Annotated in this window: 21 protein-coding genes and 1 riboswitch; of the genes, 5 read left to right on the top strand and 16 right to left on the bottom strand. The window is 66.2% G+C overall.

Annotated elements, in window-relative coordinates; translation table 11 throughout:
- Positions 1-23: 23 nt before the first annotated feature.
- The 4 genes from AABQ55_RS14180 to AABQ55_RS14195 all read right to left on the bottom strand — a co-directional run bounded on the left by AABQ55_RS14180 (position 24) and on the right by AABQ55_RS14195 (position 2,767).
- Positions 24-809, bottom strand: a complete 786-nt coding sequence (locus AABQ55_RS14180; protein ID WP_272805454.1) for an ATP12 family chaperone protein — start codon at positions 807-809, stop codon at positions 24-26.
- Positions 802-1,467, bottom strand: a complete 666-nt coding sequence (locus AABQ55_RS14185; protein ID WP_244765482.1) for an HAD-IA family hydrolase — start codon at positions 1,465-1,467, stop codon at positions 802-804. Before AABQ55_RS14185 ends, AABQ55_RS14180 begins: the two co-directional genes overlap by 8 nt.
- Complete coding sequence (locus AABQ55_RS14190) at positions 1,467-2,459, bottom strand: RluA family pseudouridine synthase (RefSeq protein WP_272805455.1); 993 nt, start codon at positions 2,457-2,459, stop codon at positions 1,467-1,469. Before AABQ55_RS14190 ends, AABQ55_RS14185 begins: the two co-directional genes overlap by 1 nt.
- A gap of 71 nt (positions 2,460-2,530) precedes the next feature.
- The gene (locus AABQ55_RS14195; RefSeq protein ID WP_024271053.1) at positions 2,531-2,767 is read right to left on the bottom strand and encodes an Lrp/AsnC ligand binding domain-containing protein; all 237 of its coding nucleotides are present in this window, start codon (positions 2,765-2,767) and stop codon (positions 2,531-2,533) included.
- A gap of 214 nt (positions 2,768-2,981) precedes the next feature.
- On the opposite strand from AABQ55_RS14195, the gene AABQ55_RS14200 reads away from it, so the two are divergent.
- The 4 genes from AABQ55_RS14200 (at position 2,982) to gcvP (ending at position 8,184) form a co-directional block, all read left to right on the top strand.
- Complete coding sequence (locus AABQ55_RS14200) at positions 2,982-3,263, top strand: hypothetical protein (protein ID WP_338341906.1); 282 nt, start codon at positions 2,982-2,984, stop codon at positions 3,261-3,263.
- A gap of 153 nt (positions 3,264-3,416) precedes the next feature.
- Positions 3,417-3,518: riboswitch (glycine riboswitch) on the top strand.
- A 158-nt stretch (positions 3,519-3,676) separates the two neighbouring features.
- Positions 3,677-4,816, top strand: coding sequence for a glycine cleavage system aminomethyltransferase GcvT (gcvT, locus tag AABQ55_RS14205; protein WP_272805457.1), 1,140 nt, complete (start codon positions 3,677-3,679; stop codon positions 4,814-4,816).
- Positions 4,817-4,951: 135 nt separating this feature from the next.
- Complete coding sequence (gene gcvH, locus AABQ55_RS14210; protein ID WP_272805458.1) at positions 4,952-5,314, top strand: glycine cleavage system protein GcvH; 363 nt, start codon at positions 4,952-4,954, stop codon at positions 5,312-5,314.
- A complete protein-coding gene (gene gcvP / locus AABQ55_RS14215) occupies positions 5,314-8,184 on the top strand; it encodes an aminomethyl-transferring glycine dehydrogenase (protein WP_272805459.1) in 2,871 nt (956 codons plus the stop codon). Before gcvH ends, gcvP begins: the two co-directional genes overlap by 1 nt.
- Positions 8,185-8,351: 167 nt before the next feature.
- Here gcvP and AABQ55_RS14220 read toward each other — a convergent pair whose 3' ends face one another.
- From AABQ55_RS14220 to AABQ55_RS14265, 10 genes are all read right to left on the bottom strand, one after another.
- Positions 8,352-8,759: a response regulator gene (locus tag AABQ55_RS14220; RefSeq protein ID WP_244765476.1), complete on the bottom strand. Its 408-nt coding sequence runs from the start codon at positions 8,757-8,759 to the stop codon at positions 8,352-8,354.
- Positions 8,743-10,608, bottom strand: a complete 1,866-nt coding sequence (locus AABQ55_RS14225) for a PAS domain S-box protein (protein WP_272805460.1) — start codon at positions 10,606-10,608, stop codon at positions 8,743-8,745. Before AABQ55_RS14225 ends, AABQ55_RS14220 begins: the two co-directional genes overlap by 17 nt.
- Positions 10,609-10,827: 219 nt before the next feature.
- A complete protein-coding gene (gene sufA / locus AABQ55_RS14230; RefSeq protein WP_244765474.1) occupies positions 10,828-11,220 on the bottom strand; it encodes a Fe-S cluster assembly scaffold SufA in 393 nt (130 codons plus the stop codon).
- A 285-nt stretch (positions 11,221-11,505) separates the two neighbouring features.
- On the bottom strand, positions 11,506-11,886 hold the full coding sequence (locus AABQ55_RS14235) for an SUF system Fe-S cluster assembly protein (protein WP_244765473.1): 381 nt from the start codon (positions 11,884-11,886) through the stop codon (positions 11,506-11,508).
- A gap of 12 nt (positions 11,887-11,898) precedes the next feature.
- On the bottom strand, positions 11,899-13,137 hold the full coding sequence (locus AABQ55_RS14240) for a cysteine desulfurase (RefSeq protein WP_272805461.1): 1,239 nt from the start codon (positions 13,135-13,137) through the stop codon (positions 11,899-11,901).
- Between the two features lie 67 nt (positions 13,138-13,204).
- Positions 13,205-14,479 (bottom strand): Fe-S cluster assembly protein SufD, encoded by a 1,275-nt coding sequence (sufD, locus tag AABQ55_RS14245; protein ID WP_272805462.1) that lies wholly within the window; start codon positions 14,477-14,479, stop codon positions 13,205-13,207.
- 24 nt (positions 14,480-14,503) lie between these two features.
- Positions 14,504-15,259, bottom strand: a complete 756-nt coding sequence (gene sufC, locus AABQ55_RS14250) for a Fe-S cluster assembly ATPase SufC (protein ID WP_244765470.1) — start codon at positions 15,257-15,259, stop codon at positions 14,504-14,506.
- A 48-nt stretch (positions 15,260-15,307) separates the two neighbouring features.
- Positions 15,308-15,469, bottom strand: coding sequence for a hypothetical protein (locus tag AABQ55_RS14255; protein WP_244765469.1), 162 nt, complete (start codon positions 15,467-15,469; stop codon positions 15,308-15,310).
- A 114-nt stretch (positions 15,470-15,583) separates the two neighbouring features.
- The gene (gene sufB, locus AABQ55_RS14260; protein ID WP_272805463.1) at positions 15,584-17,053 is read right to left on the bottom strand and encodes a Fe-S cluster assembly protein SufB; all 1,470 of its coding nucleotides are present in this window, start codon (positions 17,051-17,053) and stop codon (positions 15,584-15,586) included.
- Positions 17,054-17,191: 138 nt separating this feature from the next.
- Positions 17,192-18,361 carry a cysteine desulfurase family protein gene (locus AABQ55_RS14265; protein WP_272805464.1) on the bottom strand — a complete coding sequence of 390 codons (1,170 nt, stop codon included), beginning with the start codon at positions 18,359-18,361 and terminating at the stop codon, positions 17,192-17,194.
- 214 nt (positions 18,362-18,575) lie between these two features.
- Between AABQ55_RS14265 and AABQ55_RS14270 the strand changes: the two genes are divergently transcribed.
- Positions 18,576-19,253 (top strand): alpha/beta hydrolase, encoded by a 678-nt coding sequence (locus AABQ55_RS14270; RefSeq protein ID WP_023516508.1) that lies wholly within the window; start codon positions 18,576-18,578, stop codon positions 19,251-19,253.
- Between the two features lie 73 nt (positions 19,254-19,326).
- Here the strand turns inward: AABQ55_RS14270 and AABQ55_RS14275 are convergent, their stop codons facing one another.
- Together AABQ55_RS14275 and AABQ55_RS14280 are read right to left on the bottom strand one after the other, a co-directional pair.
- Positions 19,327-20,448: a GGDEF domain-containing protein gene (locus tag AABQ55_RS14275; RefSeq protein WP_244765466.1), complete on the bottom strand. Its 1,122-nt coding sequence runs from the start codon at positions 20,446-20,448 to the stop codon at positions 19,327-19,329.
- Positions 20,449-20,595: 147 nt separating this feature from the next.
- Positions 20,596-21,729, bottom strand: coding sequence for an anhydro-N-acetylmuramic acid kinase (locus tag AABQ55_RS14280; protein ID WP_272805466.1), 1,134 nt, complete (start codon positions 21,727-21,729; stop codon positions 20,596-20,598).
- Positions 21,730-21,833: the final 104 nt, after the last annotated feature.

A 21,833-nucleotide genomic window follows, 5' to 3' on the forward strand; every position in this document is an offset into this window, starting at 1 on the left:
GCGAACCTCTTAGCAAAGTCTTTTCAGCGCGGAATTTCCGCAAGCACGGCGGCGGCGACGTCCATTTCCGCCCGGCGCAGCGCGCGGCGGTGGAAGGCCTCCTCGTCCGTGCCCCAATGCTCGATCTGCCAGTCCTCGTCGACATGGGCGAGCGTCCAGGCCCTGTCGGCGTCGATGACGCCCTCGGCGAGCGCCAGCGCCAGCAGCGCCGAGCCGGTGAGCGTCGTCACCGTGTGCAGGCAGGCGAGCGCCAGCGGATCGCGGAACGCGGCAAGCGCCTTGGAAAAGGCCTCGATCGCCGGCGCCGGCTGTTCCTGGTGCATCACGCCTTCGACGAGGATGAAGCGCGCGCCCCTTGCATCGGCCGCCCAGCGGATGATCGGGTCCCAGCCCTCGCGCTGCCGCTCGACGAGCCCGGCCGGCGAATCCGCGCGGTAGCAGAGCATGTCCGTGCCGGCAAAGCGCACGATCTCGTCGAAGACCGCGTCGAAATTCGCCGCGACGCCGTCGACGGCCGTGTTGACGAGCCGCGTCACCGGCATTTTCGCCGGGTCGATCTCCTCGCCCTGCCCGTCCCATTCGGCCACGAGCCGGTCGGCGATCGGCCGGGCCGGCACGGCGAGCAGCTTCTTGCCGGGCGTGCGCACCGGGCGGCCGTCGAGCAGGATTCGGTGACCCTCCTCCACCTCGTCCGTCGAAACCGCCTTGTAGAACCGCTTCGGCAACGGGCGCTTCATCTGGATCTGCGCGCGGCGCACCGGGTCGGGATCGCTCATCGCATCGGAAAGGTCGCTCAGGATATCACGCATCGGAAATCTCCAGCCATTCGAGAAGGTCGGCGGGCGTGCGCAGGATGTGGTCCGCGCCGGCCTCGACCAGTTCGGGCACGGTGGCATAGCCCCAGGAAACGCCGATCGCCTTCGCACCCGCCGCCTTCGCCATCTGCATATCGTAGACCGCATCGCCGATGACAACCGTGCGCACCGCATCCACGCCCGCCTCGCTGCAGCATTCCGTCACCATGGCCGGATGCGGCTTGGAGGGGCAGTCGTCGGCCGTGCGCGAGACGAAGAACGTCCTGTCGAAGCCGTGCGCGGCGCGGATGAGATCGAGGCCGCGGCGGGACTTTCCCGTCACGGCGCCGAGGATCAGGTCGTCCTGCCGCTCGAGGCGGGCCATCATGGCGGCGATGCCCGGAAAGAGCGGCTCCTGGAAGCCGGGCTCGGCGCGCACGCCGGTATAGGCCGCCTTGTAATGCGCGGTCATCGCCAGCGCCTCGTCGTCGACATGCGGCTTGCCCTGCATGCGGGCGATGGCGATGTCGAGCGTCAGGCCGATGATCGCCTTGGTTTGCGCGATATCCGGCCGTGCGAAGCCGAAATCGACGAAAGTGCGCGCCATGACCTCATGGATCAGGTTGACGCTGTCGACCAGCGTGCCGTCGCAATCGAAAAGGACGAGCCGCATCAGTCTTCCTCGTCCGCCGCGTTCTGGTCGAAGCCGAAGAGGTTCCAGGTCTGCACCATGTGCGGCGGCAGCGGCGCGGTGACGCGCAGGCGCCCGCCGGACGGGTGCGGGATGTCGATATGGCGGGCATGGAGATGCAGGCGGTTCTGCACGCCGCCCGGAAAGCTCCAGTTGACATCCGCGTCGAAATATTTCGGATCGCCGAGGATCGGATGGCCGATATGGGCGGCGTGCACGCGCAGCTGGTGCGTGCGCCCGGTATAGGGCTCCATCTCCAGCCAGGCGAAGTTCTGCCCCGCCTGCTCGACGATACGGTAGAAGGACACGGCGTGGTCCGCACCGTCCTCGCCGTGCTTGGCGATGCGCATGCGGTCGCCGTCCGGCGTCTGCTCCTTGACGAGCCAGGTGGAGATCTTGTCCTCGCGCTTCTTCGGCACGCCCTTGACCAGCGACCAGTAGGTCTTCTTGGTGTCGCGCTCGCGGAAGGCGGCGGTCAGCTTCTGCGCCGCGCCCCGCGTGCGGGCGATGACGAGCACGCCGGACGTGTCGCGGTCGAGCCGGTGCACGAGCCGCGGCTTCTCGCCCTTCTGGCTCGTCCAGGCCTCCAGCATCTTGTCGATATGCCGGGTGACGCCCGAACCGCCCTGCACGGCGATGCCGGCCGGCTTGTTGAGCACGAAGACCTTGTCGTCCTCATGCAAGAGCATGCGGGCGAGCAGTTCGCCATCGGGGGAATGTTTCAGGTCGCGGCCGGCGATTGGGCCTGCCTTCGGGCCCTTGGCATCCACGTCCATTGGCGGGATGCGGACCATCTGGCCGGGCTGCACGCGGGTGTCGCTCTTGGCGCGGCCGCCATCGACGCGCACCTGGCCGGAGCGCAGCAGTTTCTGCAGCTGGCCGAAGCCGAGGCCCGGATAGTGGACCTTGAACCACCGGTCGAGCCGCATGCCCGCCTCGTCGTTCTCCACCTGCTTGTGTTCGATGCCTGCCATCTTCGCCTTCTTTCGTTGCGCCGTGCTTTAGCGCAAGAACGGGCGAAGGGGAATATTGGAAACGGCGCGCGTCAGAATGCGCGGAAGGTCAGCGTCGTCAGGGATCGCACGATGCCGGGAATGGAGGCGACGTGATCGTTGATGAACTTGCCGATATCCTCCTCGCTGTCGACATAGATCTTCAGGAGAAGGTCGTAGTCGCCGCTCGTCGAATAGAGCTCCGAAATGAGTTCCGTAGCGTAAAGCGCGTCGGCGACCTCGTAGGTCTTGCCCGGAGCGCATTGCAATTGCACGAAAATCGGCTTCATCGGTTCCTCCCGCGCCATCGGCGGCATGCGTGTTCCCGCCCGATTCCGGCGGCATTCCATATCTCTTATGGCGGAATTCCGCCGCCAAAGGCAAGGCCGGCCGATAATCGTACAGACCGTTAAAATTCGATGAAAATGCAACCGTGGCACTTCATGCCTCGGAAAGATGCAACTGATAAATTGCAACGATGCAAAACCAACTCCGTTGAATGCCATGACACAGATCGTGACAGTTTCGCCGGCAACGGCCGCCTACGCATCGCAGGGAATGCGGTCGCAGACGCGTGCGCACACCCTCTTCGAGGAGCGCATCCATGCCTGGAGCGAGGATGCGAAGGTCCGCGGCGATGCCCGCGCGATCGCCGCGCTCACCGTCATCCACCCGCCGGCCCTGGCCCTGGCGCTGATCACCGCCCCCGGAAGCGCGGTAACCGTTTCGCAGGCGCAGCGCCTCTATGTCGAGAACGACCTGCCCGCCGTGCCGGAACCCGCCTGATCCTCCTTCGGAAAACAGCCGTCCTCCAACCTGCCGCCCCTCCGGGGGCTTTTCCTTGCGCGGTCCCTGCCCGGCCTTTCCCGCTACGACAAAAATTCGCTTGGGAGCGACGCAACGCTCTTGCCAAAGCGCGGGCAACGCCTTTATCTGGAGGCGACCTCGCTGGGAGAAGCTGGCCGCCCGACCAAGGGCATGGCCGGTGCCGAAGGAGCAACCGCCCCGGAAACTCTCAGGCAAAAGGACCAGCAAGGTGCCGTCGGAACTCTGGAGAGAAGCGTTTTTCGAGCGCTCGCCGAAGGGATAACAATCTCAGGCGAAGGGACAGAGGGGGCTCAGGAGAGCGGCGCGAAAGCGCCGGGATTGTGAGCCGGTGCCCGTTGGATAGGGGGCGCCACAGGACTGGAGGGCGCCTTTTGGACGGATCGTCTGAACTCAAGAAAACCCCGCTTCATGCGCTGAACCTTTCGCTCGGCGCCCGCATGGTGCCGTTCGCCGGCTACGAGATGCCGGTGCAATATGCCGCCGGCGTGATGAAGGAACATCTGCACACCCGCGCGAGCGCCGGCCTCTTCGACGTGTCCCACATGGGCCAGGTCACCGTGCGCGCCCGCTCCGGCGACAATGCGGACGCCGCCCGCGCGCTGGAGACGCTGGTGCCGGTCGATGTCCTCGGCCTCGGCGAGGGCCGCCAGCGCTACGCCCTCTTCACCAATGACGCGGGCGGCATCCTCGACGACCTGATGATCGCCAATCGCGGCGACCATTTCTACGTCGTCGTCAACGCCGCCTGCAAGGAGGCGGATTTCGCCCACATGCAGGCGAAGATCGGCGACACCTGCGAACTGACCCTGCACGACGACCGCGCCCTCATCGCGCTGCAGGGCCCGCATGCCGAGGCCGTGCTCGCCGAACTGTGGGCGGACGTCTCCTCCATGCGCTTCATGGACGTGCGCGCCTGCGACCTGCACGATGCCGACTGCATCGTCTCGCGTTCGGGCTATACGGGCGAGGACGGGTTCGAGATCTCCATTCCCGCCAGCCTTGCCGAAGCGGTCTGTCGCCGCCTGCTCGACCATCCGGACGTGCTGCCGATCGGCCTTGGCGCGCGTGATTCGCTGCGCCTCGAAGCCGGCCTCTGCCTCTACGGCAACGACATCGACACGACGACGACCCCGGTGGAAGCCGGCCTCGAATGGGCCATCCAGAAGGTGCGCCGCACGGGCGGCGAGCGCGCCGGCGGCTTTCCGGGCGCGGCCGTCATCCTCGGTGAGCTCGAAAACGGCGCATCCCGCCGCCGCGTCGGCCTGAAGGCGGAGGGCCGCGCGCCGGTGCGCGGCGGTGCGGTGCTCGCCACCGATGCCGAGGGCGAGGACGTCGTCGGCACCGTCACCTCCGGCGGCTTCGGTCCGAATGCCGACGGCCCGGTCGCCATGGGCTACGTCACCAAGGCGGCGACGGCGCCCGGCACCCAGCTCTACGCCGGCGTGCGCGGCAAATTCCTGCCCGTCACCGTCGCGGCCATGCCCTTCGTCAAGAACACCTTCAAGCGCTGACCATGACCCGCTCCACCCGGCTATTGCCCCTCACCCCGCCCTCTCCCCGCAAGCGGGGCGAGGGAGACGCGAGGGCGCGGCAAGGCGGATGAGGGGCGGAAGAACGAACGAACCTTCCCATAGAGAGGAACGAACATGCTGAAATTCACCGAAGAACACGAGTGGCTGAAGATCGAAGGCGGCGTTGCGACCGTCGGCATCACGGTGCACGCGGCCGAACAGCTCGGCGACCTCGTCTTCGTGGAACTGCCCGAGGTCGGCGCGACCTTCGACAAGGGCGGCGATGCGGCCACCGTCGAGAGCGTCAAGGCAGCCTCCGACGTCTATTGCCCGCTCGACGGCGAGATCGTCGAAATCAACGAGGCGATCACCGCCGATCCCTCCCTCGTCAACAGCGACCCGCAGGGCGCCGGCTGGTTCTTCAAGCTGAAGCTCGCCAACCCGGCCGATGCGGACGGCCTGCTGGACGAAGCCGCCTACAAGGAGCTTGTCGGCTGATGTCTCTTCCCAAGGATTTCGCCTTTACCGATTACCAGCCCTACGATTTTGCCAACCGTCGCCATATCGGCCCCTCGCCGAAGGAGATGGAGGCGATGCTGAAGGTGATCGGCTATGACAGCCTCGACGCGCTGATCGACGACACCGTGCCGCAGTCGATCCGCCAGGCAAAGCCGCTGGAATGGGGTGCGCCCATGACCGAGCGCGAGGCGCTCGACAAGCTGCGCGAGACCGCCAACCGCAACAAAAAGCTCGTGTCGCTGATCGGCCAGGGCTATTACGGCACGATCACCCCGCCGGTCATCCAGCGCAACATCCTGGAAAACCCCGCCTGGTACACCGCCTATACGCCCTACCAGCCGGAAATCAGCCAGGGCCGCCTCGAAGCGCTGCTCAACTACCAGACCATGGTCTGCGACCTGACCGGCCTCGACGTCGCCAACGCCTCGCTGCTCGACGAGGCGACCGCCGCCGCCGAAGCCATGGCCATGGCCGAACGCGTGGCGAAATCCAAGGCGAAGGCCTTCTTCGTCGACGAGAACTGCCACCCGCAGACGATCGCGCTCTTGAAGACCCGCTCCGAACCACTCGGCTGGCAGATCATCGTCGGCGATCCCTTCACCGACCTCGACCCCGTCGACGTCTTCGGCGCGATCTTCCAGTATCCCGGCACCTACGGCCATGTGCGTGATTTCTCGGGCCTCATCGCCCGCCTGCACCAGACCGGCGCCATCGCCGTCATCGCGGCCGATCCGCTGGCGCTTGCGCTCCTGAAATCGCCCGGCGACATGGATGCGGACATCGCCATCGGCTCCACCCAGCGCTTCGGCGTGCCGGTCGGCTACGGCGGGCCGCACGCGGCCTACATGGCCGTCAAGGACGCCTACAAGCGCTCCATGCCCGGCCGCCTCGTCGGCGTGTCGATCGATGCGCGCGGCAACCGCGCCTATCGCCTGTCGCTCCAGACCCGCGAACAGCACATCCGCCGCGAAAAGGCGACGTCGAACATCTGCACCGCGCAGGTGCTGCTCGCCGTCATGGCCTCGATGTACGCCGTCTTCCACGGGCCGCAGGGCCTCAAGGCGATTGCCCAGAGCGTGCACCAGAAGACCGTCCGCCTCGCCAAGGGCCTCGAAAAGCTCGGCTACACGGTCGAGCCCGACGTCTTCTTCGACACGATCACCGTCCATGTCGGCAAGCTGCAGGGCATCATCCTGAAGACCGCCGTCGCGGAAGGGGTGAACCTGCGCAAGATCGGCGACGACCGCATCGGCATCAGTCTCGACGAGCGCTCGCGCCCCGTCACGCTGGAGGCTGTCTGGCGCGCCTTCGGCGGCAATTTCGAGGTGGCCGCGTTCGAGCCGGACTACCGCCTGCCGGAAGACCTCTTGCGCACCAGCGAATACCTGACGCATCCGATCTTCCACATGAACCGCGCGGAAAGCGAGATGGTGCGCTATATCCGCCGCCTCTCCGACCGTGACCTCGCGCTCGACCGTGCGATGATCCCGCTCGGCTCGTGCACGATGAAGCTCAATGCGACGGCGGAAATGCTGCCGATCACCTGGCCGGAATTCGCGGAGATCCATCCCTTCGTGCCCGCCGACCAGGCGCAGGGCTATCGCTACCTCATCGAAGACCTGTCGCAGAAGCTCTGCGACATCACCGGCTACGACGCCATCTCCATGCAGCCGAATTCCGGCGCGCAGGGCGAATATGCCGGCCTCCTGACGATCCGCGCCTATCACCTCGCCAATGGCGACACGCATCGCGACGTCTGCCTCATCCCGACCTCCGCGCACGGCACCAACCCCGCCTCCGCCCAGATGGCCGGCATGAAGGTCGTCGTCGTGAAAGTGTCGGAGAACGGCGATATCGATATGGAGGATTTCCGTGCAAAAGCAGAGCAGTACGCGGAAAACCTCTCCTGCTGCATGATCACCTATCCCTCCACGCACGGCGTCTTCGAGGAGAATGTGCGCGAGGTCTGCGAGATCGTGCACAGGCATGGCGGCCAGGTCTACATGGACGGCGCCAACATGAACGCCATGGTGGGCCTTGCCCGCCCGGGCGACATCGGCTCGGACGTCTCGCACCTGAACCTGCACAAGACCTTCTGCATTCCGCATGGCGGCGGCGGCCCCGGCATGGGGCCGATCGGCGTGAAGGCGCACCTTGCGCCCTTCCTGCCGAGCCATCCGGAAGTCGCGGGCCTCGGCAATACCGGCGCCGTCTCGGCGGCGCCCTTCGGCTCGGCCTCCATCCTGCCGATCTCCTGGAGCTACTGCCTGATGATGGGCGGCGAAGGCCTGACGCAGGCGACCAAGGTGGCGATCCTCAACGCCAACTATATCGCCGCCCGCCTGAAGGGCGCCTATGACGTGCTCTACACCTCCTCCAAGGGCCGCGTGGCGCATGAATGCATCATCGACACGCGCCCGCTTGCGGCAAGCGCCGGCGTCACCGTCGACGACGTCGCCAAGCGGCTGATCGACTGCGGCTTCCACGCCCCCACCATGAGCTGGCCGGTTGCCGGCACGCTGATGATCGAGCCGACCGAATCGGAGACCAAGGCCGAGATCGACCGGTTCTGCGAGGCGATGCTGGCGATCCGCGAGGAGGCCCGCGCCATCGAGGATGGCACGATGGACAAGGACAACAACCCGCTGAAGAACGCCCCGCACACGGTGGAAGACCTCGTCGGCGAATGGGACCGCCCCTATTCGCGCGAACAGGCCTGCTACCCGCCGGGCGCCTTCCGGGTGGACAAGTACTGGTCGCCGGTCAACCGTGTCGACAATGTCTACGGCGACCGCAACCTCGTCTGCTCCTGCCCGCCGCTGGAGGATTATGCGGAGGCTGCCGAGTAGGAGCTTTGTGTCCCGGCCGTTCCTGTCGGCCGGGTCCGGTTTCCAACGGCGTGTCCCGCAACCTCTCCTCCGTCATCCTCGGGCTCGACCCGAGGATTCACGCCACAGACTGACGAACCCCGGCCGATCCATCGGCCGGGGTTTTTTCATTGCGGGCAGGGAGAGGATCAGGGCGAGACGGCGACGTCCACCCAGAAGCGGGTAAAGCCCTCGGCGAAATCGCGGTAGCCGCTCAGCGTCGAGGGTTTGACGGCATAGGCATTGGCACCGTTCTGATAGGCGCGGTTGACATCGGCGGTGCTGGAGGACGAGGACAGCATGATGACGGGCGTCACCGCCGTGCGGGCGCGCCCGCGCAGCCGCTTGAGCAGGTCCATGCCGCTGGTGCCGGGCATGTTGATGTCGAGCAGGATATAGTCGAAGGCCTCGCGGTCGAGCCGGTCGCTCGCCAGTTCCGCGTCGGCGACATGGGTGATCTCGATCGTGCTGCCGGCATCGCTGAAGGCGCGCATGACGAAGCGCACGTCCACAAGGTCGTCGTCCACGACGATCAGCTTTCTAGCCGAGCCTCCCACGATCGTTCCCCTTTGATTTTACGGGTTGCGGAAACGTCACGACGAAGCGTGCCCCCGGACCGTACTGCGTGTCAAGCGTTATCACCCCGTTGTGGCTCTCGACGATCCGGCGCGCCAGCGCGAGTCCGACGCCGGTGCCCTGGTACACCGCCTCGTCCCGGTGAAGGCGTTGAAACACCTCGAAAATCCGCCCGGCATGCTGCGGGTCGATGCCGATGCCGTCATCCTCGACGACGAAATCGATGCCGCCCGGGCGCTCGCGGCAGTAGACGCGCACGACCGGCGCGGCGCCGGGCCGGCGGTACTTCAGCGCATTGCCGATGAGGTTCTGCGCCAGCCGCTTCAGGAGTTCCGGATCGCCCATCACGTCCGGCATGGGCGCGGCCTCGACACGCCCGCCCGCCTCCTGCACATGGCTTTCCAGCAGCGCGAGCGCGTCGCGCACCACGTCGGAGAGCGAAACGGGCTTCGGCGCCGAGATCCGGTAGGCGATCTGCGAGAATTCCAGCAGGCTGTCGATGATCCGGCGCATGCGTGTGGCGCTCTTGCGCACATGGTCGGCATAGGTCGGCAGTTCGGCGATGTCGCCGCGGTGCAGGTCCTCCGAGATCATCTCGGCGAACATGGAAAGGTGGCGCAGCGGCGCCTTCAGGTCATGCGAGACCGTGGCAGTGAACTGGTCCAGCGCCTCGTTCTTGCGGCGCAGCTCCTTCGTCTGGGCTTCCACCTGCTGCTGCTGGCGCTTGGCCTCGGTGATGTCGCGCCCGACGCAGACGACCTCGCAGACACCCTCCTTGTCGAAGATCGCCACGGCGGTCCAGAGCATCCACATCATCTGGCCGTCATGCCCCTCGATGCAGATCTCCACGGTCTTGACGGGCGCGGCGCGGGTGTAGTTCTCGACGTCCATCAGCGCCGCGGTATGTTCCGGTGCGCAGGCGATATCCGGCAGGTAGCGGCCGATCAGCCCGTCCGTCGTCGAGCCGACGAAATGGGCGTATTTGTCATTGGCGAAGCGGATTGTCAGGTCGCGATCGAACCGCAGGATCATGTCGGGCAGGATCTGCAGCAGCGAGAGATATTCGCGGCGCTTCATCTCCAGCGCCGCTTCGGTGCGCTTCAGCTCCGTTACGTCGACGCGCAGCGCGACGATGTCGCCGGTCTCGGCCACATGGCTCTCGCCGCGGATCCACCGGTCCTTGCCGAACTCGAAGACGGTTCCGCCGCTGCCGGTGTTCCTGTGGCTTTCGAGGCGGGCGCGCACCATTGCCTCGGCCTCCGGCGTTCCCTCCCGGATGCCGGGAAACATGCCCGCGCGGATATTGGCGCGCGTAATGCTCTCCAGCGTCACGCCCACGCGCACGGCATCGCGGGCCGGTCCGCACCGCTCCTTGTAGGAGCGGTTGAACATGACGAGGTGCTCCGTCTCGTCGAAGATCGCAAACCCCTCGGGCATCGTGTCGAGCGCCGCCGCGATGCGCTGGCCCAGCAGGATCTGCTCGCCGTGGCTGCCTCCGCTCAGAAGGCTGCGCAGGAGGATCGCATAGGAGGGCCGTTCGCCCGCATCCGGCATGGCGATCACATGGGCCGTCGCGTCGAAGGTGGTGCCGTTGTCGTGGCGGAAGCAGAGAGCATGGGTATTCTCGCGCCCGCCCGCGGCCTGCCGGGCAAGGCGCGCCGCAGCCGCCTCGCCCGCGAGAACGGCTACGCCCGCCGCCGCCCCGTCGTCGCGGCTCCAGCCGAAGGTGCGGGCCGCCGCATCATTATGGGAAACGAGGCGCCCCTGCGCGTCGACGATGACCACGGGAAAGGGCAGGTTCTGGTAAAGTGCCGCGGCAAAGTCGTCCATCGCTCGCGCCCCTCTCCCTGGCGATCACGCCGGCGCCGGATTCGCGCGCCGCGCGCGGGAGACTAAAGCAATTCCGGCAAAAGTGCGAAGCGGTTTTGCCGGAATTGCGCCGGGACGAAAGGCTGGAGCGATTTCGGAAAGGGCGTGGAAACGCTCCCGGCAAGACCGCCGGAGAAGGAAAGCCGCAAGGATTGACGGGCTCCGCAATGCCCGACCGGCTCAGCCGGCGCGCACCGTCGGCTGGCCGGAGGCCGCGAGGGCCGCAAGATCGGCCGGCTTCAGCTCGACCGATTCGCCGCAGCCGCAGGCGGACGTCTGGTTCGGGTTGTGGAACGTGAAGCCGGAGCGCAGCGTCGTCACCTCGAAATCCATCTGCGTGCCGAGAAGGTAGAGCACCGCCTCCGGCGCGACCCAGACGCTGGCGCCGTTGTGTTCGATCAGGTCGTCCTTGGCATTGGGTTCGGTGACGAGGTCGATGGCATATTCCATGCCGGCGCAACCGCCCTTCTTGATGCCGACGCGAATGCCCTTGGCATCGCCGCCGGCATTGTCGACGATCGCCTTGACCCGGTCTGCCGCCGCGTCGGTGAGTGTCATCACTGCAAAGGCCATGGGCCGCTTCTCCTTCGCCGGCCGGGTTCAAGGCCCGGCGGTCTGCGAATCCGAATCTAGTGTTGGCGGGTTAACGGATCAAGTCACAGCGCTGAGAGTTTGCCCCTCATTCGGCTGCCGCCACCTTCTCCCCGCAAGCGGGGCGAAGGGATATGCCGCACGGTTTTCCCAAACGAAGAGGCATCCCTATCGAGGAAACCATTGCCCGGTCGTCCTTCTCCCCGCTTGCAGGGAGAAGGTGCCGGCAGGCGGATGAGGGGCAGGCCTCAGCCAGTGCCCCTCGCTTCAATACCAGCCCACGGCGACCTGCGCCTCTTCCGACATGCGGTCCGGCGTCCACGGCGGATCGAAGGTCATCTTGACCTCGACGCCGGACACGCCCTCGACCGCGCCCACGGCGTTTTCCACCCAGCCCGGCATCTCGCCGGCCACGGGGCAACCGGGCGCCGTCAGCGTCATGTCGATCTTGACCATGCGGTCGTCTTCGATGTCGATCTTGTAGATCAGGCCGAGCTCGAAGATGTCGGCCGGGATTTCCGGGTCGTAGACCGTCTTCAGGGCGGAGATGATGTCGTCGGAAAGGCGCGCCAGTTCGTCGTCCGGGATCGCCGAATGCACGATGCCGTCGCGGACGTCGGTCTTGTCTTCCGTTGCGTCGAGGGACATGGGTCCACCTCCTCAGGCAAAGAATTTGCGGGCATGGTCGAGCGCGTCGGCCAGGGCATCGACTTCGGCGCGCGTGTTGTACAGGCCGAACGATGCCCGGCATGTGGAGGTGACGCCGAAGCGTTTCAAGAGCGGCTGGGCGCAATGGGTGCCGGCGCGCACCGCCACCCCTGCCCGGTCGATGACCATCGAGACGTCATGGGCATGGATGCCTTCCAGCTCGAAGGAGAAGATCGAGCCCTTGCCCGGCGCCGTGCCGAAGATCTTCAGCGAATTGATCGCCGAAAGCCGCTCATGGGCATAGTCGCGCAGGTCCGCCTCATGGGTGGCGATCGCCGCGCGGCCGATCTTCTCCATGTAGTCGAGCGCATGGCCGAGCCCGATCGCCTGCACGATCGGCGGCGTGCCGGCCTCGAAGCGGTGCGGCGGGTCGTTGTAGGTGACGATGTCCTCGGTCACGTCGACGATCATCTCGCCGCCGCCCTGGAAGGGCCGCATCTCCTTCAGCCGGTCCATCTTGCCGTAGAGCACGCCGATGCCGGAGGGGCCGTAGAGCTTGTGGCCGGTCATCACGTACCAGTCGCAATCGATGTCGCTGACGTCCACCGGCATGTGCACGGCGCCCTGCGACCCGTCGACCAGCACCGGAATGCCGCGCTCGCGGGCGATGCGGCAGATCTCCTTGACCGGCACGATGGTGCCGAGCGCGTTCGACATATGCGTGATGGCGATGAGCCTGGTGCGCTCCGTCAGGCACTTTTCGAAGTCTTCGATGTGGAAGGCGCCCGTATCGTCCACCGGCGCCCAGACGAGCTTGGCGCCCTGCCGCTCGCGGATGAAGTGCCACGGCACGATGTTGGAATGGTGCTCCATGATCGACAGCACGATCTCGTCGCCCGCGCCGATCTTCGGCATGCCGTAGCCGTAGGCGACCGTGTTGATCGCCTCGGTCGAGGATTTCGTGAAGATGATCTCGTCGACCGAGGAGGCGTTGAGGAAACGGCGCACCTTCTCGCGCGCCGCCTCGTAGGCGTCCGTGGCCGCGTTCGACAGGAAGTGCAGGCCGCGATGCACATTGGCATATTCGCTGGAATAGGCGTGCGAAATCGCATCGATCACCGACTGCGGCTTCTGCGCCGAGGCGCCGTTGTCGAGATAGACCAGCGGCTTGCCGTAGACCGTTTTCGACAGGATCGGGAAATCCTTGCGGATCGCCTCGACGTCATAGGCCAGTGCGGGGGCGTGTTCCATCTCGACTTCCTTGTTTACGCAATCCCGGACGCAAAACCGCTGTACACTTTTGCTGGGATTGCTCCTGTTAGGCGTGCTTGTCGAGCCAGTCGGCGATGACGCCTTCCAGCGCCTCGACCAGCGGCTCGTCTTCCAGCTCCTCGACGATCTCGGCGACGAAGGCGTTGACCAGCATGGCGCGCGCCTTGTTTTCCGGGATGCCGCGGGCCATCAGGTAGAAGAGCTGCGTGTGGTCGATGTCGATCACGGTCGCGCCGTGGCCGCACTGCACGTCGTCGGCGAAGATCTCCAGCTCCGGCTTGGCCGAGAAATCGGCTTCGTCGGAGAGCAGCAGCGTGTTGCACGACATCTTGGCGTCTGTCTTCTGGGCGTCCGGCGCAACGCGGATCTGCCCCTGGAAGACGCCGCGGGCGCGATCGAAGATCACGTTGCGGATCACCTCGGTGGAGGTCGTGTTCGGCACGTCGTGGCCGACCGTGAAGGTCACGTCGGTATGCGTCTCGCCGCCGAGCAGGTTGATGCCGCGCAGGATGAGATCGGAGCCCTCGCCCGCCACCACGGCGTGGATTTCCTGCCGCACGAGCTTGCCGCCGGCATTGATCACGTAGAGGCGCAGCTTGGCGTCGGTGCCGAGCGTGATGCGGATCTGGCCGAGATGGGTATCGGCCGCCCCCTGGCCCTGGAAGATGACCCAGGTGACCTCCGCGCCGTCGGCAAGCGAGATGTCGCTGATCGTCGTGACGAAGGCGGCATTGTCGCCGGCCGCCACATGGCGCTCGATGACGGTCGCCTTGACGTTCGCGCCGAAGGTCGCCGGGAATCGCGTATGGACCTGGCCGGCATTCTGGATCGTCTGGATCTCGACTGGCGCTTCAAGTTCGGTGCCGGCGGGGAAATCCAGCACGAAACCGTCGCGCACGAAGGCGCCGTTGATGCGGCCGATCGTGTCGTCGCCGTCGCGGGCGACAAGGCCGTCCGCGGCCGTGCCGTCGGCCAGCGCACCGGCGAAGGTGCGCAGCGTCACGCCCTCGACCGCGCCCCGTGCATCCGCCACTCCGTTGACGACGGAAAGCACCGTGGAGCCCTCGACCAGCGGACCGATCCTGGCGGCGGAGGCCGCCGGATCGAAGGCCGGCACGGCGCGCAGCAGCGCCCTGAGGTCCGTATAGTGCCAGGCCTCGACGCGGCGCGTCGGAAGGCCGGCTTCCTTGAAGTCGCTGATGAGGACATCGCGGGCGGCAAGCACCGCGCCGTCGCCCGGCAGTTCGCCGAGCGCATGGTCGTAGGCTTCGCAGAGCGCCGTCTCGGCGACGGAGAGCTTCATGCCTGTCTGCATGTTCATGAGATCACTCCTTCACGGGTGCCGTCAGGCCGCAGCACCGATGATGTCGGCGTAGCCGTTTGCTTCCAGTTCATGCGCCAGCGTCTTGTCGCCGGACTTGATGACCTGGCCCTTGTAGAGAACGTGCACCGTGTCCGGCACGATGTAGTCGAGCAGGCGCTGGTAGTGCGTGATGACGACGACGGCGCGGTCGGGCGAGCGCAGGGCGTTGACGCCGTCGGCGACGATCTTCAGCGCGTCGATGTCGAGGCCGGAATCGGTCTCGTCGAGGATGCACAGCTTCGGCTCCAGGAGCGACATCTGCAGGATTTCGGCGCGCTTCTTCTCGCCGCCGGAGAAGCCGACGTTCAGCGGACGGCGCAGCATTTCCGGCGCGATCTTCAGTTCGGCGGCGGCTTCCTTGACGCGGCGCATGAAGTCCGGCGTCGTCAGTTCCGCCTCGCCGCGCGCCTTGCGCTGCTCGTTCATCGCCACTTTCAGGAACTGCATGGTGGCGACGCCCGGGATCTCGACCGGGTACTGGAAGGCGAGGAAGATGCCCTTGGCGGCGCGCTCGGCCGGGTCGAGCTCCAGGATGCTCTCGCCGTCGTAGAGGATGTCGCCTTCGGTGACTTCATAGTCCTCGCGGCCGGAGAGGATGTAGGAGAGCGTCGACTTGCCCGAGCCGTTCGGGCCCATGATGGCGGCGACTTCGCCGGCCTTCACGGAAAGGTTCAGGCCGCGGATGATCTCGGTGCCGTCTTCGGCGATGCGGGCGTGCAGATTCTTGATTTCAAGCATGGTTTTCGATCCTGGCTTCGGAGCGCGTCCCGCGCTCCCGTCTTCGTTTCAGAAGCCGAGGAAGAAGTGGACCACCGGAAGGAGCGTCGCCGAAAGGGCACCCACCCCGAACCCCATCGCCAATCGCACGATCCTGTTCGTAAGCGTCGGCGAATAGGCTGCAAGTCCACCGCAAACCACGGCGTAGTACGTCAGATTGACCGGATCCATGTCGTCGCCTCCAGATGAGAGCCGCATCCGCTATTATAACGGATCACGCGGGAACTTCATCGTGAGGCCTGTCCGGCCCCCCGGCGGAACCCGCCGGGACATTCCTTCACCCGATCAGCCGACCGAGCCTTCCAGCGAGATGCCGATCAGCTTCTGCGCCTCGACGGCGAATTCCATCGGCAGTTCCTGGATGACTTCCTTGACGAAGCCGTTGACGATCAGCGCGATCGCCGCTTCGGTCGGGATGCCGCGCTGCAGGCAGTAGAACAGCTGGTCCTCGGAGATCTTCGAGGTGGTCGCCTCGTGCTCGAAATGGGCGGTCGCGTTCTTCGCCTCGATATAGGGTACGGTATGCGCGCCGCACTTGTCGCCGATCAAGAGCGAGTCGCACTGGGTGAAGTTGCGCGCGTTCTCCGCCTTGCGGTGGGCCGAGACCTGGCCGCGATAGGTGTTGTTGGAGAAACCCGCGGAAATGCCCTTGGAGACGATGCGGCTCGACGTGTTCTTGCCGAGATGGATCATCTTCGTGCCGCTGTCGATCTGCTGATGGCCGTTCGAGACGGCGATCGAGTAGAACTCGCCGCGCGAACCGTCGCCGCGCAGGATGCAGGACGGATACTTCCAGGTGATGGCGGAGCCGGTCTCGACCTGCGTCCACGAGATCTTGGAGTTCTTGCCCCGGCAATCGCCGCGCTTCGTCACGAAGTTGTAGATGCCGCCCTTGCCTTCCTTGTCGCCCGGATACCAGTTCTGGACGGTGGAATACTTGATCTCGGCATCATCGAGCGCGACCAGCTCGACGACGGCCGCATGGAGCTGGTTCTCGTCGCGCTGCGGCGCGGTGCAGCCTTCGAGGTAGGACACGTACGCGCCCTCCTCCGCGATGATCAGCGTGCGCTCGAACTGGCCGGTGTTCTTCTCGTTGATGCGGAAGTAGGTGGACAGTTCCATCGGGCAGCGAACGCCCTTCGGCACGAAGACGAAGGAGCCGTCGGTGAAGACCGCGGAGTTCAGCGTCGCGTAGAAATTGTCGGTCGTCGGGACGACGGAGCCGAGATACTTCTTCACGAGATCGGGATGCTCGCGGATGGCTTCGGAGATCGACATGAAGATCACGCCGGCCTTCTTCAGCTCTTCCTTGAAGGTCGTGACGACCGAGACCGAATCGAACACGGCGTCGACGGCGATCTTCGAGGTCTGCACGCCGGCGAGGATCTCCTGCTCGCGCAGCGGAATGCCGAGCTTCTCGTACATCTTCAGAAGCTCGGGATCGACGTCGTCGATGGACTTCGGGCCGGTCTGGTTCTTCGGCGCGGCGTAGTAGTGAAGGTCGTTGAAGTCGATCTTCGGATAGTCGACACGCGCCCAGGTCGGCTCCTCGAGCGTCAGCCAGCGGCGATAGGCCTCCAGGCGCCATTCGAGCATCCAGTCGGGCTCGTTCTTCTTGGCCGAGATGAAGCGGATGATATCCTCGGACAGGCCCTTCGGCGCCTTGTCCATCTCGATCTTCGTCTCGAAGCCGTACTTGTACTGGTCGACGTCTATCTGACGGACCTGATCGATCGTTTCCTGCACCGCAGGCATGTCGTTCTCCAATCTTGCCGGATCCAAGGTCCGGCAGTTTGTCAACGTGTGGCGGGCCTCCCGCCGGTTATGTAAGCGCCAAAGGCGGTTTTTCCCACCCTTTGGCAAGCGAAAACTTGCGTTCCCGCAAGATTCACCTCACGCCGCGTTTCCCGTCATGCGCCGCCGCGAAACGACGCGCGAGAAGACGGCGAGGAAGCGTTCCACATCCTCCGCCGTCGAGCCCGGCCCGAGCGAGACCCGCAGCCCGCCGAGCGCGGCATCGAAGCCCATGGCCGCCAGCACATGGCTCTGCCCGACCTTGCCGGAAGAGCAGGCCGACCCTGCCGAAAGCGCAATGCCCTCCAGGTCGAAGGCGATCTGCCCCGTCTCCGATTTCAGGCCCGGCAGGCTGAAGAACGAGGTGTTGGCGACACGCTCGACATCCGCGCCGTGGATAATGACGTCATTGGTCGCCGCCCGCATGCCGGCCTCCAGCGTGGCGCGCAGGGCGGCGATCCGTCCGTTGCGCTCCGCAAGGTCGGCGGCGGCAAGCCGCGCGGCCGCGGCAAAGCCGGCAAGCGCCGCCGGGTTTTCCGTGCCGGAGCGATGCCCCTTCTCCTGCCCGCCGCCGCGGATCAGCGGCACGGGCATCAGCACCTCGCCGCGCGAGATCAGCGCGCCGGCGCCCTTCGGGCCGCCCAGCTTGTGCGAGGAGACGATCAGGAAATCGGCATCGAGCGCCGCAATATCGACCGGCACGCGGCCGATGGCCTGCACCGCATCGACGACAAGGAGGCCGCCATGGCGGCGCACGGTCTCCGCCGCCGCCTTCACCGGCTGCACGATGCCCGTCTCGTTGTTGGCGAGCATGACCGCCACCATCGGCAGGCCCATCGCCTTGTCATGGCGTGCAAGAAGCGTTTCCAGCGCGTCGAGATCGACGAGGCCGGCGCGGGTGACGGGGATCGTCGTCACGGCCTCGCGCGCAAAACGCCCGCCCTCGCGCATCGCCGGGTGCTCGATCTCGGACACATAGAGATGGCCGATGGCGAGCGGCGTGCGGCCCATGCGGTAGTCGGGCGTCAGGACGAGGTTCGCCGCCTCGGTGGCGCCGCTCGTGAAGATCACATGGGCCGGCCCGGCGCCGACCAGCGCGGCGACGTCGCGGCGCGCGGCCTCCACCAGCATGCGCAGCGCCCGACCCTCGCCGTGTACGGAAGACGGGTTGCCGACGCTGTCGAGCGCGGCAAGAACGGCCTCGCGCGCCGCCGGCAGCAAGGGCGCCGTGGCGTTCCAGTCCAGATATGTGCGCTCCGTCTTCGTCATTCTTTACCCATGCCTGCCAGGCCAAGTTCACGGCGGCGTGCATTTTCCTTGAAATTTCCGTCTGGCTTGCCTTATGACACCAAACGCACGGCGTCCCATGGGCGCCTACACAGTTTCGAATGGTTCTAAACTAGGTTCTAGAAAAGCTGACTGGTTTCGTCAAGACTTCAGTTGACAAGAATCCGTTCCAGAACGCGAACTTGCCGGAGTAAGAATGCCCGAAATCATCTTCAACGGACCCGCCGGTCGCCTTGAAGGGCGCTACCAGCCGTCCAAGCAGAAGAACGCCCCGATCGCCATCGTGCTGCACCCGCACCCGCAGTTCGGCGGCACGATGAACAACCAGATCGTCTACCAGCTGTTCTACATGTTCCAGAAGCGCGGCTTCACGACGCTGCGCTTCAACTTCCGCGGCATCGGCCGCAGCCAGGGCGAATTCGACCATGGCGCGGGCGAACTGTCGGATGCGGCCTCGGCGCTCGACTGGGTGCAGAGCCTGCATCCCGATTCGAAGAGCTGCTGGGTTGCCGGCTATTCCTTCGGCGCCTGGATCGGCATGCAGCTCCTGATGCGCCGCCCGGAGATCGAAGGCTTCATGTCGATCGCCCCGCAGCCGAACATCTACGACTTCTCGTTCCTCGCCCCTTGCCCGTCGTCGGGCCTCATCATCAACGGCGATTCCGACAAGGTGGCGCCGGAGAAGGACGTCAATGGCCTCGTCGAGAAACTCAAGACGCAGAAGGGCATCCTGATCACCCACCGCACGGTGCCGGGCGCCAACCACTTCTTCAACGGCCAGACGGAAACCCTGATGGCCGAATGCGAGGACTACCTCGACCGCCGCCTCGCCGGCGAACTGACGCCGGAACCGGCCGCAAAGCGCATCCGCTGACCGGCCGAGAGGAAAACAGAAAGAAGCCCGGTGACGTTCACCGGGCTTTTTCTTTGCCTTCCGGTCGCACGCCTCAGTTCGCGCGCTTGACGACCTCCAGCACCACCGCGGGCGGCTCCGCCTCGCGCACGCAGTCGCGCCCGGCATTCTTGGCCGCATAGAGCGCATCGTCCGCCCGGCGCATGGCAAAACGCAGCGGCTCGCCGCGCGTCACCTCGGCGACGCCGAAGCTGGCGGTGATGCGCACGGCCGGCGGCAGGCCGGGAATGGGCGCGACGGCACGGGTGGCGCGCAGGGTCTGGGCGAAGAGCAGCGTCGCCTCCCTGCCGGTGTTCGGCAGGAAGAGCGCGAACTCCTCGCCGCCGATGCGCGCGGCGAGCGCGCCTGGCGGCGCCGCGACACGCAGCGCCTCGCCGAAGGCGCGGATGGCGCTGTCGCCGCCCTGGTGGCCATGCGTGTCGTTGACCGACTTGAAATGATCGATGTCGCACAGGATGAGGCCATGCGGCCCGGCGCCCGCCAGCAGCGCGTCGATGCGGTTGTCGAAGCCGCGGCGGTTGAGGAGGCCGGACAGCGGATCGACCTCCGCATTGCCCTTCTCCTCCGCGACGATCTCCAGCACGAGCACGCAGAGCAGCATCAGGCCGACCGTGACGATCAGCACGGCGCCCATGCTCTGCGAGACGAGCGCGAACTGGCTGGCGAGATAGTCCTCCGCCGTGTTGCCCGCCCCGGCGAGCACGGCGGCGAAGGCCTTCACGATGAAATGCCCGCTGGTCAGCGCAAGGAGGACGATGAGCGCCCGGTCGACGAAACTGGCCGGACGCGCCCGCCAGACGGCGAAGGCGCTCATCCCGAGCGCCACCGCGAACGGCGTCTGATAGGGCAGCGCATGGGCGAGCGTGCCGCGCGGCAGGTCGTAGATGACATAGTCGAGCGCGACGAAGGCGACGAAGATACCCGCCAGGACCCACCGGTTGGTGCGAAGGCCGTAGAGATGGCCGACGCCGACGCGCAGCATCAGCATGCCGCCCAGCATGGCGGCGAAGGCGAGGATCGCCCAGAGCTTTGCCGGCGGCACATAGGCGACGAGGAATTCGAAGATGGTGGCGAGCGAGGCGACGGCATAGGTGCCGGCAAACCAGCGGGCGGCGACGCGGTTGCGGCTCCTGGCGGACACCGCCAGGAAAAACATGCAGAAACACTGCGCGATGAGAAAGTTCACCGCCAGCAGGAAGCCCGCGCCACTCATTGGCCACCTAAAGCAAGACACAAAGCCGTTCCGTGCAGGGCGCCCCGGAACGATCTCACCGATTCCTAGACGGTGCCCGCGAAAAAACCGTTAATCGCGGGGGGCGTGTTTCTGCAGTAGGCCGCCGGTCACGGGCGCCGTCACGCCCGTCGTGCCCGGGAAGGTGAGCGGCAGGCCGCGGAGCGAGCGGACGGCGAGATAGGCCCAGGCCTCCGCCTCCATGCTGTCGCCGTCGAGGCCGACCGCCTCGGCCGTCACCACCTCCGCCCCCTCCGTCTCGGCAAGCGCCGCAAGATCGCTCATGATCACCCGGTTGAGCCGGCCGCCGCCGCACACGACATAGAGTTTCGGCCGCTCCGGCAGGTGGCGGGCCGAGCGCAGGATGGCCGCCGCCGTGACATGGGCCAGCGTGCGCGCACCGTCCTCCAGGCTCGCGTCCGGCCCCTCCGGCGGGCGGAAATCGTTGCGGTCGAGCGAGCGGCGCACCGGATCGGTGAAGAAGGCATGGCCGAGATAGCGCTCCGCAAGGCCGGGATCGACGCGGCCCTCCGAGGCGATCATGCCGCCCTGGTCGTAGGGAATGCCGGCATGGGCCTCCACCCACTGGTCGATCAGCGTGTTGCCTGGGCCGCTGTCATAGGCGACGATCGCCCCGCCCGCGCCGATGAAGGTGATGTTGGAAATGCCGCCGATATTGACGAAGACGACCGCCTTGCCGATGGCGCCGGAAAGGCCGGCGGCAAGCGCGGCGTGATAGGCGGGAATGAGCGGCGCGCCCTGCCCGCCATGCGCCATGTCGTTCGCCCGCATGTCGTAGACCACGTCGATGCCGGTCTCGCGGGCGAGCAGACCGCCGTCGCCGAGCTGCACCGTCAGGCCGGCATCCGGCCGGTGCAGCACGGTCTGGCCATGAAAGCCGATGACGTCGATGTCGGATGCCGCAAGCCCGTTCTCCTCCAGGAAGGCGCGCACGGCCTCGCCGTGGCGCAGCGTCAGCGCGCGCTCGATCTCGGCAAGATCGCCCGGCCGTTCGTCGCGCTCGCCGATCGTCTTGGCAATCTCCAGCGCGCCTTGCAGGCGGCGGCGGAAGGCGGCGTCGTAGGGCCGCGCCAGGAAGGGGCCGCGCTCGACGACGGCCTCGCCATCCGTGCGCAGCAGCGCGACGTCGATGCCGTCGAGGCTCGTGCCGCTCATAAGACCGATCGCCGTCCGCAGTCCCGTCATGCCATCCGCTCCAGAATCACTTTAGGAGTGATTATGCGGTGAAACAGTGCTAAACGCCCGGCGGTCCGCCGGAAAATTATCTCCGGCCGCAAACATCCCGCCCA

It is taken from the genome of Shinella sp. WSD5-1, assembly GCF_963942435.1.
Lineage (GTDB): Bacteria > Pseudomonadota > Alphaproteobacteria > Rhizobiales > Rhizobiaceae > Shinella > Shinella yambaruensis.

Bases quoted from the DNA above. Each gene is read 5' to 3' on its own strand.
- AABQ55_RS14180 (WP_272805454.1), bottom strand. From the start codon at position 809: ATGCGTGATATCCTGAGCGACCTTTCCGATGCGATGAGCGATCCCGAC.
- AABQ55_RS14185 (WP_244765482.1), bottom strand. From the start codon at position 1,467: ATGCGGCTCGTCCTTTTCGATTGCGACGGCACGCTGGTCGACAGCGTC.
- AABQ55_RS14190 (WP_272805455.1), bottom strand. From the start codon at position 2,459: ATGGCAGGCATCGAACACAAGCAGGTGGAGAACGACGAGGCGGGCATG.
- AABQ55_RS14195 (WP_024271053.1), bottom strand. From the start codon at position 2,767: ATGAAGCCGATTTTCGTGCAATTGCAATGCGCTCCGGGCAAGACCTAC.
- AABQ55_RS14200 (WP_338341906.1), top strand. From the start codon at position 2,982: ATGACACAGATCGTGACAGTTTCGCCGGCAACGGCCGCCTACGCATCG.
- gcvH (WP_272805458.1), top strand. From the start codon at position 4,952: ATGCTGAAATTCACCGAAGAACACGAGTGGCTGAAGATCGAAGGCGGC.
- gcvP (WP_272805459.1), top strand. From the start codon at position 5,314: ATGTCTCTTCCCAAGGATTTCGCCTTTACCGATTACCAGCCCTACGAT.
- AABQ55_RS14225 (WP_272805460.1), bottom strand. From the start codon at position 10,608: ATGGACGACTTTGCCGCGGCACTTTACCAGAACCTGCCCTTTCCCGTG.
- sufA (WP_244765474.1), bottom strand. From the start codon at position 11,220: ATGGCCTTTGCAGTGATGACACTCACCGACGCGGCGGCAGACCGGGTC.
- AABQ55_RS14235 (WP_244765473.1), bottom strand. From the start codon at position 11,886: ATGTCCCTCGACGCAACGGAAGACAAGACCGACGTCCGCGACGGCATC.
- AABQ55_RS14240 (WP_272805461.1), bottom strand. From the start codon at position 13,137: ATGGAACACGCCCCCGCACTGGCCTATGACGTCGAGGCGATCCGCAAG.
- sufD (WP_272805462.1), bottom strand. From the start codon at position 14,479: ATGAACATGCAGACAGGCATGAAGCTCTCCGTCGCCGAGACGGCGCTC.
- sufC (WP_244765470.1), bottom strand. From the start codon at position 15,259: ATGCTTGAAATCAAGAATCTGCACGCCCGCATCGCCGAAGACGGCACC.
- AABQ55_RS14255 (WP_244765469.1), bottom strand. From the start codon at position 15,469: ATGGATCCGGTCAATCTGACGTACTACGCCGTGGTTTGCGGTGGACTT.
- sufB (WP_272805463.1), bottom strand. From the start codon at position 17,053: ATGCCTGCGGTGCAGGAAACGATCGATCAGGTCCGTCAGATAGACGTC.
- AABQ55_RS14265 (WP_272805464.1), bottom strand. From the start codon at position 18,361: ATGACGAAGACGGAGCGCACATATCTGGACTGGAACGCCACGGCGCCC.
- AABQ55_RS14270 (WP_023516508.1), top strand. From the start codon at position 18,576: ATGCCCGAAATCATCTTCAACGGACCCGCCGGTCGCCTTGAAGGGCGC.
- AABQ55_RS14275 (WP_244765466.1), bottom strand. From the start codon at position 20,448: ATGTTTTTCCTGGCGGTGTCCGCCAGGAGCCGCAACCGCGTCGCCGCC.
- AABQ55_RS14280 (WP_272805466.1), bottom strand. From the start codon at position 21,729: ATGACGGGACTGCGGACGGCGATCGGTCTTATGAGCGGCACGAGCCTC.